Source organism: Marinibacterium profundimaris, from assembly GCF_002210095.1.
GTDB lineage: Bacteria > Pseudomonadota > Alphaproteobacteria > Rhodobacterales > Rhodobacteraceae > Marinibacterium > Marinibacterium profundimaris.
This window is the reverse complement of sequence record NZ_AQQR01000006.1, coordinates 183,471-196,639: the sequence shown is the minus strand read 5'-3', so window position 1 is coordinate 196,639 and position 13,169 is coordinate 183,471. Positions and strand designations below refer to the sequence as shown.

Here is a 13,169-nt window from a genome sequence, read left to right as displayed (position 1 = left end):
AACAGGAAATGATTATCGAAAGGAAACTTACCGCCGCCGACCGCGCCCCGAAGGTTCGGGCTCCGGACGAATCCGGTGTCATCCGCTTCGTCTTTCGAGTGCTTGAAACCGGACGTCGCTATCACGTGACGCAGGACCGGATCCACCGCGCCGACGGCTTCTTCTGACGGCTTCCTCCCGGCGGGGGCAGGACTTCTCCTCCCGAAGGCCGCGTGCGCCGGACCAAGACTTTCAACCCCAAGCGACAGACCCGAAAGGACATTACCCGCGACACCGCCCTTCCCCGGAGCGACCATTTCGTCGATGACCGGGCCGCCAGCACCGCCGGAGCATTTCGATCCGGCCTGCATCACCGGCGAACCGACATCTCCGGGGTCCGGTCTGGTCCCAGCCCAGGGCGGCAGTCGCGTCTCTCTCCCCTCAGACCTCGACTGAAAAAGCCATGTGCCTCGCAGCACATGGCTTTCTTTCTTGCTTCCTGACGCGGACCCGCGTCAGGGCGTGTCGCCCCCCGAAGGCCGGGGGGCGGCAGGATCAGCTGTCTTCGAGGCTGATGGCCACGAAGCGCGGGTCGCCACCACGGCGGACCAGAAGCAGGAGCGACTTGCGCCCGGCTTCGGTCGCCTCCTCGATGCGTTCGTCCAGCGCGGCGAGGGTCTCGACCTTCTGCTGGCCGGCCTCGGTGATCAGGTCACCGGCGCGCAGGCCCTTTTCGTAGGCTTCCGAGGTCTCGTCCACGTCGACCACGACCAGCCCGTCCTGGCCCTCGGGAATGCCCAGCTCGGCGCGCATCTCCTCGGTCAGGGTCGACAGGGTCAGGCCGAGGATCTCACGCTCGGCCGGCGCGTCCTCCATCTGCTCCATGGCGGCGGGCACGGTCCGCTCGGCTTCCTCGCGGCGGCCCAGGGTGACCAGGACCGTTTCGGTGCCGCCGTCGCGGAAGACCACGACACGGACCGACTTGCCGATGTCGGTGTTGCCGACCTGGCGGACGAGGCCACGGGTATCTTCGACGTCCTTGCCGTCGAAGGTCATGATCACGTCACCGGCCAGCAGGCCGGCTTCCTTGGCCGGGCCCTCGGGCACGTCGGTGATCAGCGCGCCGGAGGCCTGTTCCAGGCCCATGGCTTCGGCGATCTCGTCGGTGACGTCCTGGATGCGGACACCCAGCCAGCCGCGGCGGGTTTCGCCGTATTCGCGCAGCTGGTCGACCACGCGGGTCACCACGTTCGACGCCATCGAGAAACCGATGCCGATCGAGCCGCCGTTGGGCGACAGGATCGCGGTGTTCACGCCGACGACTTCGCCGTCCATGTTGAACAGCGGCCCGCCCGAGTTGCCGCGGTTGATGGCGGCGTCGGTCTGGATGTAGTCGTCGTAGCTGCCCGACAGCGCCCGGTTGCGTGCCGAGACGATCCCGACCGAAAGCGAGAAGCCCTGGCCCAGCGGGTTGCCCATCGCGATCACCCAGTCGCCGACGCGGGCCGTGTCACTGTCGCCGAAATTGACGAAGGGCAGCGGCTCGTCCGTCTCGACCTTCAGCAGGGCGATGTCGGTGTTGGGGTCGGTGCCCACGACGGTGGCCTGCAGTTCGTCGCCGTCGAAGAATTCGATGGTGATCTCGTCGGCGCTTTCGATGACGTGGTTGTTGGTGACGACATAGCCGTCTTCGGAGATGACAAAGCCGGATCCCAGCGCCGATGAGCGGCGCGGCCGGCGGCCCTCGCCACCGTTGCGGTCCTGGAATTCACGGAAGAAATCCTCGAAGGGCGACCCCTCGGGCACGATGCCCTGCGGGCCGGTGCGGCCTTCGACGACGGTGGAGGTGGTGATGTTCACCACGGCGGGGCTGACCTGGTCCGCCAGCGGCGCAAGGCTGTCCGGGCGGGTTTGCGACGACACGGCCTGGGCCAGCATGAGGGCCATGGCGAGCACCACGAACCCCAACGCATTGAAGGCCCGTTGCGGGGTCCAGCGTGTCAGCGTCGATGTCTGAAGCTGCATTCTCTGCATTCTCCTTTGTGGTTTGACGGGCCGTGTCTGCTCCTCCGACCCGACTGGATGATTTTCCCCAGTATCCCGACAGCAACGCCGACCGAAAGACCCCCACCGCGCGCAAAACTTCACTTGCGCGTGACGGTTATGTCACATCAACGGCGTTCCGCCAAGGATTTGCGCCCCCAGCCAATGGGCGGTCCAGAGCAGGATCAACCCCGACACGACCGCCAGCAGACCAAGCTGCCGACGGGCCTGCAACGGCAGGTTGCGCATCATTTCCAAAAGGCGCTCCACAAGCGAAGGGGCCAGCCACCAGGCCAGCCCCTCCGTCACGAGCACCAATCCCATCGCAAGAAGCGCGGTGGCGATCAATCGTTCACGCCCTCTTCGGCGTCCTCGGCCTGCGTCTCCTCGAAGTTGTCGACGCTGGTCTCTGCCTCTTCCTCGGTCTGGCTTTCGGCCTCGGTCTCTTCCAGGGCCTCCTGCGCCGATTCGAGAGCAGCGTCTTCCTCGGCCTGCACCTCTTCTTCGGGGCGCGGGGCACTCGGAGTAATCTCACGGCCGCCGGTGGGCGAGCGGAGATAGTCGAAGAACTCACCGTCGGGCGAAATCACCATCGACGAGTTCTCGCCCCGCAGCGCCCGGGTATAGGCGGTCAGCGAGCGGTAGAATTCGAAGAATTCCTCGTCCTGCCCGAAGGCCTCGGCAAAGATCCCGTTCCGCTGGGCATCGGCTTCACCGCGGACGATCTCGGCCTCGCGCTGCGCTTCCGATGTCAGCTCGACCACGGTCCGGTCGGCCTGGGCGCGGATCCGCTGCGCGGCCTCGTTACCTCGGGCCCGTTCGTCCGTGGCTTCGCGTTCACGTTCGGCGCGCATCCGCTCGAAGGTGGCTTCAAGGTTCTGCGTCGGCAGGTCGGTGCGCTTGAGCCGCACGTCGATGACCTCTAGCCCGAGATCCTCGGCCTGTCCGATGGCGCCGTTGCGGATCCGCAGCATCAGCGCGAAGCGGTCCGAGCTCAGGATCTCGTCCGAGGTGACCGAACCCAGCACTTCCCGGGTCTGGGCGCGCAGGATCGAATCGAGCCGTGCCGCGGCCATGCGCAGGGCGGTGTCGCCCGAGGCGCCGGTGGCCTCGCGGAACCGGTTCACGTCGGCGATCCGGTAGCGGGCGAAGGCGTCGACCACGAGGCGGCGATCGTCGAGCGGCGTGATCTCGAGCGGATCGACGTCGATCGACAGGATCCGGTCGTCGTAGCGGGCAACTTCCTGGATCAGCGGGATCTTGAAGGCGAGGCCCGGGTCTTCCTTGACCGAAACGACGCGTCCAAATTGCAGTACCAGCGCCTTTTGCCGTTCATCCACGATGAAGAGGGACGACATGAACAGCGCCACGAGGATCACGATGGCGGGGAGGATGAAGGTCGTCTTGCGCATCACTGGTCTCCCCCGCTCTGCCGGCGAAGTTCATTGAGCGGCAGGTAGGGCACCACGCCCTGTCCCGAACCGCCGCCGTTTTCATCGAGAATTATCTTGTCCAGACCGCCAAGGACCTGCTCCATCGTTTCGAGGTACAGGCGCTTGCGCGTCACTTCCGGGGCCTTCTGGTATTCCTCCAGAACCGCCTCGAAGCGGCTGGCCTCACCCTGGGCCTCGTTGACCACCTGGGCGCGATAGCCTTCGGCCTCCTCGATCAGCTGCGCGGCTTCACCGCGGGCCTCGGCCAGAACCCGGTTGGCATAAGCGTCCGCCACGTTGCGCAGCCGGTCACGTTCCTGTTCCGCCGCCTGCACGTCGCGGAAGGCGTCGATCACCGGCGCGGGCGGGTCGGCCTTGTCAAAGTTGACACGGATGATGTTCACGCCGCTGCCATAGCTGTCGAGCGTCGACTGGATCAGCTCTTCGAGCCGCGAGGCGATGAGCCCGCGGTCACGGTTGAGGATCGGCGCCAGCTCGGATTGCGCGATGATCTCGCGCATCGCCGATTCAGAGACCGCGTCGATCGTCTGGCTGGGGTCCCGCAGGTTGAAGAGGTACTGCGCCGGGTCCGAGATGTTCCAGACCACCTGGAAGTCGATGTCGACGATGTTCTCGTCGCCGGTCAGCATCAGCCCGGCATCGGTGCGGCCAGAGCCCACGCCGATCTCTTCGGTGCGTTCGCGGGTCACGGTGATGACCTCTGCGGTCACCAGCGGCCAGGGAGCGAAGTTCAGGCCCGGGTTGCCGATCTGGCTGAAGCGCCCGAGGAACAGTTCGACCGATTGTTCGTCGGGTCGCACGGTGTAGAAGCTGGCCAGGCCCCAAAGGACCACCGCCGCGGCACCGCCAAGCAGCAGGGTACCCTTGCCGAAGGCCGGACCTCCGCCACCGCCACTGCCGCCGGAACCGTTGCCCCGGCCGCCATTGCCGCGCCCGCCCATGAGCACGCGCAGCTGTTCCTGGCCCTTGCGCATCAGGTCGTCGATCTCGGGGATCGGGGGTCCGCCGTCGCCGCCGGGCCGGCGCGGACCACCGCCGCCACCGTTGCCGCCGCCTTTGCGATCGCCACCGCCGCCGTTGTCGTTTCCGCGATTACCCCCGCCGGAGCCGCCGCCGCCTCCCCAGGGGCCGCCGTTGTTACCTGCCATGCGTCTTTCCCTCTCGTGCCCTCAACCGGATGGACCTGAACCTGTGCAGAATTGCCAGGAAATCAAGCTGTCCGGGTCGGGCTTTTCATCGTCACGATTTCTTCCGACATTGTTGGATGAACCGCAACCGTTCGGTCAAAGTCTTCCTTCGTCGCACCCATCTTGACCGCGATACCGGCCAGCTGGATCATCTCTCCCGCGCCGGGCGCGACGATATGACAGCCCAGCACCTTGCGCGTTTCCTTCGAGACGATCAGCTTCATCATCACCCGTCCGGTGCTGCCCGCAAAGGCGGATTGCATCGGCCGGAAGCTGGTCGAATAGACCTCGATCGGCTCCTGGTCGGCTGCCTGTTCCTCGGTCAGGCCGATGGTCCCCATCTCGGGCTGGGTGAAGACCGCGCTCGGGATCAGGTCGTGATCCACGGGCGTCGGGTTGGCCTTGAACACCGTCTCGACGAAGGCCATGCCCTCGCGGATCGCCACGGGCGTCAGGTTCACCCGGTCGGTCGCGTCGCCGATCGCGTAGATCGACGGGACCGAGGTCTGGCTGTAGTCGTCGACCTGCACGGCGCCGTTGCGGCCAAGCGTCACGCCGACCTCTTCCAGCCCCATGTCCGCCGTGTTCGGCGCCCGGCCGGTGGCAAAGAAGACATGATCGAAGACCGCCTCGGTGCCATTGGTGCATTTGACCCAGAGCGGACCCTCGGGACCGTTGTCGATCCGGCCGTAACTGGCCTCGTTCATCGGCGCGCCCAGACCCGCGGCCTTGGACTTGCCGGCGATCTCGTCCTCGGCGGCATGGCGCAATTCCAGGATGTCGGTGCCGACCTGCAGGTCGATCCCGTTTCCCTGCATCTGCTCGGCGATCAGGCCGCGCGCCTCGTCGTCGAACCCGCGCAGGATCTGGGCGCCACGGTAGAATTGCGTCACCTCGACCCCGAGCCCGTTGAGGATGCAGGCGAATTCGCAGGCAATATAGCCGCCGCCGACGATCAGGATCTTCTTCGGCAGTTCCGGCAGGTGAAAGATGTCGTCCGACACCAGGCCGAGATTGGCATTGGTCAGCTCGGGCCGCAAAGGACGACCGCCCGTGGCGATCAGGATGTGCTTTGCGGTAAAGCTTTCGCCGGTCGAGAGTTCGACCGTATGGGCGTCCTTGATGACCGCGCGGGCATCGAATTTCTGCACGCCGGACCCGTCCAGCAGCTTGCGGTAGACCCCTTCGAGGCGGTCGAGCTCCTGTTCCAGCGTGCCGTGGAACTGCTCCCAGCTGAAGGTGCCGGCCTCCATCGACCAGCCGTAGGCGCGTGCCTCTTCGACCATGGGCGCGTAGGACGAGGCGAAGACCATCAGCTTCTTCGGCACGCAGCCGCGGATCACGCAGGTGCCGCCGTACCGGTCCATCTCGGCCAGGCCGACCTTCGCGCCGGTGTCGCCCGCCGCCACGCGCGCCGCCCGCACACCGCCGGAGCCGCCGCCAATGACGAACAGATCGAAATCAAAGCTCATGGATAGTCCCTTCGGTCAGCGCAGTCGGTCGGCACATCCGCCCGGTGCCAGCCCCTTTTCGGTTCGGTGACCGGCCGTATCGCGGCCGCTCAGTCGGCAAGATCGGTGAACAGGTTGTCCGTTTCCACGAAATCCAGCCTGTCATGTTCCACCGTGCCCTGGTTGATGTCCCGCGTCTCGACCCGACCGTCGCCGTAGCCGATGATCACGGTGTCACAGATATCGATGAAGAGCCCGTTTTCAACCACGCCGGGGATCTGGTTGAGCATCATCGCCACCTGCCGCGGGTTGCCGATGCGCCCCAGGTGCAGGTCCAGGATGTGGTTGCCCTCGTCGGTGACATAAGGCTCGTGGCCGTTCATCCGCAGCGTCGCGGTCCGGCCCATGACGTCCATGGACACCAGGGTTTCCTCGACCAGCGACTGCGTGGTCTGCCAGCCGAAGGGAATGACCTCCACCGGCAGGGGGAAATTGCCCAGCGCCTCGACCTCTTTCGCGGCGTCGGCGATGACGACCATGTGATCGGACGCGGTGGCCACGATCTTCTCCTGCAGCAGCGCGCCGCCGCCGCCCTTGATCAGGTTGAGATCGGCGTCGAACTCGTCCGCGCCGTCGATCGTCAGGTCCAGCCACTTGGCCTCGTCGAGCGAGATCACCTCGATCCCCACGCTGCGCGCCAGTTCGGCGGTGCGGGTCGAGGTCGGCACGCCGCGCAGCTTCAGCCCGTCCTGGCGCACCATCTCTCCCAGGCAGCGCACCAGCCAGGCGGCGGTGGAGCCGGTGCCGAGGCCGACGCGCATCCCGTCCTCGACGAGGTCGGCGGCGCGGCGGGCGGCCACGAACTTGGCCTTGTCGATGGGGGAGAGCTCTCCGGTCATGGCGGGTCCTCTGCGGATCTTTGCGGGTTTCGAACCGTTATAAGGTGTTCCGGCGCCGGGTGCGAGGGGAAGTGACCGGGCGGATTGCCTCATTTGACGGCCTCGTGACCGTGGCCGGCGTCGATTATGAGGTATTCGGGAAAAGATGAAGACTTGGGTTGAAGGCGCGGGTTGCGAATTTGGCCGACGGCTGGTCGTTTTCTGACGCGCGCGGGCGCGTCGGCGGCGACAGGAGAAGCACATGAGCAATGGATTGCATAGCGGACCAGGTGCCGCGTCGCGGATCGTGCCTCCGGGGATCCCAGGCGGGTCTGGGGACCATGTGCCGACGCCCGGCACCAGCGCCGACAGGAACGCGCCCGTCCCGGGTTGCAAAGCCGCGCCCCTTCCAGACGACCATCCCAGCAAAAGAGCCAACTGATGTTTCTTTCCGTCTTCGACATGTTCAAGGTGGGCGTCGGCCCGTCGTCATCCCACACGATGGGCCCGATGGTCGCGGCGGCACGGTTTCTCGACCTGATGCGCGCCTCGCCCTTCCATTTCGCCGGGCTGCGCGCCTCGCTGCATGGCTCGCTGGCGTTTACCGGCGTGGGCCATGCCACCGACCGGGCCGTGATCCTGGGGCTGGCGGGTTTCGTCCCCGAGACTTACGATGCCGAGGCCGCCGAAACTGCGCTGGCCGAGATCGGCGCGACCGGCACGGTCACGCCCGAGGTGCTGGGGCGGCTCAACTTCGCGCCCGCCAATGACCTGATCTTCGATTACGACCGCGCGCTGCCGGGCCATGCCAACGGCATGATCCTCATGGCCACCGATGCGCAGGGCGATGTCACCCTGTCGGAGACCTATTACTCCGTAGGCGGCGGCTTTGTCCTGACCGAGGCGGAACTGGCCGCCGGCAAGGACACCGACGACGGCGCCCCCGTCCCCTACCCGTTCAAATCCGCCGCCGAGATGCTGCAGATGTGTCGCGAGACGGGCCGCACGGTCGCCGAGCTGAAGCGCGCCAACGAGGGCACGCGCCGGTCGCCGGAGGCGCTGAAGTCCGGTGTCGCCCGGATCTGGGAGGTGATGAACGGCTGCATCGACCGGGGGCTGGAGAATGACGGCATCCTGCCCGGCGGGCTGAAGGTCCGGCGCCGCGCGAAGAAGATCCACGACGCGCTGCAGGCCGAGCGCGGTCTGAACCTGACCCCGCCGCATACGATCAACGACTGGATGAGCGCCTATGCCATGGCGGTCAACGAGGAAAACGCCGCCGGCGGCCAGGTCGTCACCGCGCCGACCAACGGTGCGGCGGGCGTGGTGCCCGCAGTCGTCCGCTACTACCTGGACCATGTGCCGGGGGCGAGCCAGGCCCGTGTCGAAGATTTCCTGCTGACCGCCGCCGCCATCGGCGGGCTGGTGAAATACAATGCCTCGATCAGCGGGGCCGAGGCGGGGTGCCAGGCCGAGGTCGGCAGCGCCTCGGCCATGGCGGCCGCCGGCCTTTGCGCGGTGATGGGCGGCACGCCCGAACAGGTGGAAAACGCCGCCGAGATCGCGCTGGAGCATCACCTGGGCATGACCTGTGACCCGGTGAAGGGCCTGGTGCAGGTGCCCTGCATCGAGCGCAACGGGCTGGGCGCGATCAAGGCCGTGTCGGCCGCCAGCCTCGCGCTGCGCGGCGACGGCGCGCACATGGTGCCGCTGGACGCCTGTATCGAGACGATGCGCCAGACCGGCCATGACATGCACGAGAAATACAAGGAAACCTCGCTGGGCGGGCTGGCCGTGAACGTGCCGAACTGCTGACGTCAGGCGCGCCCCGGCGCTGCGATCAGGCCCGGAGAGTCGCCAGGAGTGTTGGGGCCGTCCCGGGGCGCGGGCCCCGCTCCGGGCAGACGCTTTCCTCCTGACCGCGTAGGATTGTCGTGATCACGAGGCCCGTACGTGAACGAAACGGCGTATTCCCGCCGAAGACTTTTCAATTCCAGAAATTCCGCCCCTACGTCAGAACAACCCCTGCTTGCATTCGGACGGCCCTCTTCCTAGCGTCGTTGCCATGCAAACGGATCGGCCCGTCCTGGGCATTCTTCTCATGCTTGGCTTCTGCGTGGTGGCGCCGCTTGGCGATGCCACGGCCAAGCTTCTGGGAACGCGCGTCGGCATCACCGAACTGCTGCTGATCCGCTTCGCGATGCAGGCAGCGATCCTGATTCCGCTGGTCGCGGCGACCGGGCGGACATGGCGGATGCAGGGGCTGGTCCTGCGGCTGGCCTGGGTCCGGACCTGCCTGCACATGGCCGGGATCGGTGCGATGTTCACCGCGCTGAAATTCATGCCGCTGGCCGATGCCGTTGCCATCGCCTTCGTGATGCCCTTCCTGATGCTTCTGCTTGGCCACTGGCTTCTGGGAGAAGAGGTGGGCCCGCGGCGGCTGCTGGCCTGCGGCGCCGGCTTCGTCGGCACGTTGCTGGTGATCCAGCCCAGCTTTGCCGATGTCGGCTGGTACGCGCTGCTGCCGGTGGGCGTGGCGGTCACCTTCTCCTTCTTCATGCTGATCACCCGCCGGATCGCACACGCCACCGATCCGATCGGGCTGCAGGCCGTCAACGGGCTCATGGCCACCATCCTGATCCTGCCCTTCGTCGTTGCCACCCATCTGGATGGGCACGAGATCGACCTGACCGCGCTGCCGCCGGATTCGGTCTGGCTGCTGTTGGCGATCGGTGCATTGGGCACCGGCGCGCATCTGCTGATGACCTGGGCGCTGCGCTTCGCGCCCTCGGCCACGCTGGCGCCGATGCAATACCTTGAGATCCCGGTGGCGACGATCGCCGGTTTCGCGATCTTCGGCGACCTGCCCAATACCATGGCCACGGTCGGGATCCTGATCACCGTGGGCGCCGGGCTTTACGTGGTGATGCGCGAACAGGCGACCCAGCGCGCCCGCGCCCGGCTCACCGAGCCCGAGATGGAGCCTGCGGAGAAGCCAGCGCAGTGATCACCGTCTCCAGCCGGTTGCGCGGCAGGATGACCAGCATGCCGGGCCCGTCGAATTCCAGCACCGCGGCCCCGTCGGCCCGGTTCGATGTGCCGACACGCCCGTCGGGGGCAAAGTCCAGCCCCTCGATGGGCCAGGTCAGCCCGCTCGACCGGCCCGTCACCTGCCGCATCGGGAACAGCGAGACGACATCGCCCGCCTCGAGCGCCAGCGCCAGCGCGATGGCGGGCGGGGCGGCAAAGACCACCTCTTCGGGGCCGATCAGCACGCAGGGCAGGTCCGCGCGCCGGACCAGCACGTTGAACACCGCCAGCTGGTGATCCACGCGCGCGCCCAGAAAGCCCACCGCCAGAACCATCGGCGCCGCGATGCTGCGCAGCGCCTTGTCGAAATCCGTGCTTTCCTGCTCTGGCAGGTGATGCAGACGCTGCTCTCCCAGCGTTGCCCGCGCCCTGTCTGACAGGGAATCGAGATCCCCGATCACCGCGACCGGGGCCCTCCCTTGCGCCAGAGCCGCATCCGCGCCACTATCGGCAGCGACAAGCACCGGGGCATGGGACAACGCGAGGTCCAGATCTTCCGCCGAGACGTCGCCTCCTCCCACGAGAGTGACCAGATCGGGTGTTTCGACAAGTGTTTCGGTCATGCGATCTTAATGCAGTTTTGGGAAACGGCCATAATTTGGCCACGAAATGATACGTGTTTCAGCACAGATTCGATCCGCTCCCGCCGCGACTATGTTGGTAAATGGGTGCCATGGAGACGAGGCCGAGCTGATGAGGATGAGAAAATGGTGCAGACGAACAAGATCCTGACGGTATCCTATGGGACGTTTTCCTGCACATTGGAAGGGTTCGACGACGCCTTCGGCACGATGAAGGCCATAGCGGAGTATTTCCGCGACCTGGCCGCCGACGACCGCTACTTCGGGGCCGAGCCGCCGCAGCCCGATGCCGACATGCTGGCCCGAATCGCCCAGCGCGAGATCTCGCGCCGGGTCGATGCCCACAGCGACGGCACCGGTATCCTGCTGCGCGCGACGGACCCCGCCCCGGCGCCTGCGCCACAGCCTGCTCCGGCCCCCGCCGCCCCCGTGGCCGCGCAGCCGGCGTCCCCCGCCACGGCCCCCGGAGCCCCGGCCGAAGCGGCGCACATGCCCTCCGGCACCGCCTACCCCGAAGACCTTGTGCAGGACGATACCGCCGAGGACATGCCCGAGGCCGAAGATGTCGACGCACGGGTCGTGCTGGCGCCCATGGCCGACAACCTCGCTGACAAGCTCGCCCGGATCCGCGCCGTGGTCGACCGCAAGGAGACAACCGCGCCCGAGATCGAAGAGACCGCCTTCGACGCGGCCCCGGCACCGGGGACCGGGGGCAACGTCACCTCTTTCGAGAACACCCAATACGGCAGTTTCGAACAGGCAGACCCGACCCCGGGGACCGTCGGCGCGGATCTGCCGGCGCAGGCGGCCGAACTGGCCGACACCGCCCGGGAGGAAGAGATCCTCGCCGCAGCGGCCGAAGCGATCGATCCCGACGAAAGCACGCTCGACGCCGTCAGCACAGCGCTCTACGCGCCGCAATCGTCGACCTATGCCCCCCGGGACATGGCCGATGCGCCGATCGATGACAGCTTTTCCGACAGCCTCGACGACGCCTACGAGGCGGATTACGCGGCCAGTGATGCCGCCTACGAGGAGGCCTTCGCCGCACCGCTGAACGAGACCGCCGGCGAGGATGCCGGCGACACGCCCGAAGAGCTGTCCGCCGAAGCCTTCGAGCTGGACGCACCGCTGCAACCCGACCCCGAGGATGTGCCCGCCCCCTCCGCCGAGATGGCCGAGGTCGAACCGCTCACGCTGACCTCCACCTATGCTGCCGATCCGGCCGACGCCCCCAAGACCCGGGACGCCACCGATGCGGACACCGCCGAGACGCCCGAAGAGGACGAGGCCAACGTCTTCCGCACCATCGACTGGGACAGGGACGACGAGGACGACCAGGCCGACGACGAGGCCATCCGGAACATCCTCGGAGAGCTGGGCCCGCGCGGCGATGCCGTGGAAGCGGGCGTTCAGGCCGCCGCCAGCGGCCCGGTGACCCGTGTCATCAAGGTCAAGCGCGCCGCCCTGGAAGAGGCCGTTGCATCGGGCACTTTGGAAGAGGTCGAGGAGACCGCCGCGACAGCCGATGCGCCCGCGCCGGATGCGTCTGCCGCGAAAGAGCCGGCCGCCGAACCCGAACAGCTGAAATCCTCGCTGTCGGCCGCGGACGAGGCGGACCTGCAGGCTGAGCTTGACGCCGTTGCCGCCGAACTGGCAGAGGCGCAGGCCGCGCTGAACCCGCCCGACGAAAAGGCTCCGCGAGTGCGGACCAGTGCCGAACGCCACGACCGCCACCGGGGCTCCGAGGTGATCGAGGGCGCGCGGCCCGACGTGAACCGGCTGATGGCCGAAGCCGACACCAAGATGCACGAGCCCGAATCCTCGTCGCGCCGCGAGGCCTATTCGCATCTGCGCGCCGCCGTCGCCGCCGCCGAGGCAGAGGAAACGCTGGGCGCAGAAGAGGGTGCGAAGCGGCTCCTGCCGCGCGAGGACGAGGCCTATCGCGAGGATCTGGCCAGCGTCGTGCGCCCGCGCCGCCCCGAAACCTCCGGCATCGGCAGCCGTCCGCGCCGCCCCGAGACCGCGGATCGCGCCGCGCCGCTGAAGTTGGTGGCCGAACAGCGCGTCGATGCAGACACGACCCGGCCCCAGCGCGGCCCGATCCGCCCGCGCCGCGTCGCGGCCCAGGCCGTGTCGGACCCCGAAGGCGGCACCCCGGGCGGCTTTGCAGCCTTCGCCAACGAGGTCGGCGCGCGCGAGCTGAGCGAGCTGCTGGAAGCTGCCGCCGCCTACATGTCCTTCGTGGAGGGCTGGGAGCAATTCTCGCGCCCGCAGCTGATGACCCGCGTCAAGCAGGCCTCGACCACCGGGTTCAACCGCGAGGACGGGCTGCGCACCTTCGGCCAGCTGCTGCGCGAAGGAAAAATCGAGAAGACCTCGGGCGGGCGGTTCACCGCCTCCGAACAGATCGGCTATCGCCCGGCCCACAAGGCGACGGGCTGAGACACCGGCGCCCAGGCGCCGCGTCCCGAGATCAAGACGCCGGCATGAAAAAGCGCCCTGC

11 protein-coding genes are annotated in these 13,169 nt (G+C 67.3%); 4 read left to right on the top strand and 7 right to left on the bottom strand.

Features of this window, described 5'->3' with window-relative positions; translation table 11 throughout:
* Positions 1 to 8 precede the first annotated feature (8 nt).
* Entirely contained in the window at positions 9 to 167 is a 159-nt protein-coding gene (locus tag ATO3_RS28860) for a hypothetical protein (protein WP_158217986.1), read from the top strand.
* A gap of 367 nt (positions 168 to 534) precedes the next feature.
* Here the strand turns inward: ATO3_RS28860 and ATO3_RS16160 are convergent, their stop codons facing one another.
* The 6 genes from ATO3_RS16160 to rpiA all read right to left on the bottom strand — a co-directional run bounded on the left by ATO3_RS16160 (position 535) and on the right by rpiA (position 7,013).
* Positions 535 to 1,926: a Do family serine endopeptidase gene (locus ATO3_RS16160; RefSeq protein ID WP_233152186.1), complete on the bottom strand. Its 1,392-nt coding sequence runs from the start codon at positions 1,924 to 1,926 to the stop codon at positions 535 to 537.
* 219 nt (positions 1,927 to 2,145) lie between these two features.
* The gene (locus ATO3_RS16155; protein WP_408630820.1) at positions 2,146 to 2,370 is read right to left on the bottom strand and encodes a DUF2065 domain-containing protein; all 225 of its coding nucleotides are present in this window, start codon (positions 2,368 to 2,370) and stop codon (positions 2,146 to 2,148) included.
* On the bottom strand, positions 2,367 to 3,434 hold the full coding sequence (gene hflC, locus ATO3_RS16150) for a protease modulator HflC (RefSeq protein WP_088650914.1): 1,068 nt from the start codon (positions 3,432 to 3,434) through the stop codon (positions 2,367 to 2,369). The genes ATO3_RS16155 and hflC overlap by 4 nt, the downstream gene beginning before the upstream one ends.
* The gene (hflK, locus tag ATO3_RS16145; protein WP_088650913.1) at positions 3,434 to 4,624 is read right to left on the bottom strand and encodes an FtsH protease activity modulator HflK; all 1,191 of its coding nucleotides are present in this window, start codon (positions 4,622 to 4,624) and stop codon (positions 3,434 to 3,436) included. Before hflK ends, hflC begins: the two co-directional genes overlap by 1 nt.
* A 62-nt stretch (positions 4,625 to 4,686) precedes the next feature.
* On the bottom strand, positions 4,687 to 6,135 hold the full coding sequence (locus ATO3_RS16140; RefSeq protein ID WP_088650912.1) for an FAD-dependent oxidoreductase: 1,449 nt from the start codon (positions 6,133 to 6,135) through the stop codon (positions 4,687 to 4,689).
* Positions 6,136 to 6,224: 89 nt separating this feature from the next.
* Positions 6,225 to 7,013 carry a ribose-5-phosphate isomerase RpiA gene (rpiA, locus tag ATO3_RS16135; protein ID WP_088650911.1) on the bottom strand — a complete coding sequence of 263 codons (789 nt, stop codon included), beginning with the start codon at positions 7,011 to 7,013 and terminating at the stop codon, positions 6,225 to 6,227.
* Positions 7,014 to 7,433: 420 nt separating this feature from the next.
* On the opposite strand from rpiA, the gene ATO3_RS16130 reads away from it, so the two are divergent.
* Together ATO3_RS16130 and ATO3_RS16125 are read left to right on the top strand one after the other, a co-directional pair.
* The gene (locus ATO3_RS16130) at positions 7,434 to 8,807 is read left to right on the top strand and encodes an L-serine ammonia-lyase (RefSeq protein ID WP_088650910.1); all 1,374 of its coding nucleotides are present in this window, start codon (positions 7,434 to 7,436) and stop codon (positions 8,805 to 8,807) included.
* Positions 8,808 to 9,057: 250 nt separating this feature from the next.
* Positions 9,058 to 9,999: a DMT family transporter gene (locus ATO3_RS16125; RefSeq protein WP_088650909.1), complete on the top strand. Its 942-nt coding sequence runs from the start codon at positions 9,058 to 9,060 to the stop codon at positions 9,997 to 9,999.
* Here ATO3_RS16125 and ATO3_RS16120 read toward each other — a convergent pair.
* Positions 9,956 to 10,645, bottom strand: a complete 690-nt coding sequence (locus ATO3_RS16120) for a thiamine diphosphokinase (protein ID WP_088650908.1) — start codon at positions 10,643 to 10,645, stop codon at positions 9,956 to 9,958. The two genes, ATO3_RS16125 and ATO3_RS16120, sit on opposite strands and share 44 nt — an antisense overlap.
* A gap of 144 nt (positions 10,646 to 10,789) precedes the next feature.
* On the opposite strand from ATO3_RS16120, the gene ATO3_RS16115 reads away from it, so the two are divergent.
* The gene (locus ATO3_RS16115) at positions 10,790 to 13,108 is read left to right on the top strand and encodes a hypothetical protein (RefSeq protein WP_088650907.1); all 2,319 of its coding nucleotides are present in this window, start codon (positions 10,790 to 10,792) and stop codon (positions 13,106 to 13,108) included.
* Positions 13,109 to 13,169: the final 61 nt, after the last annotated feature.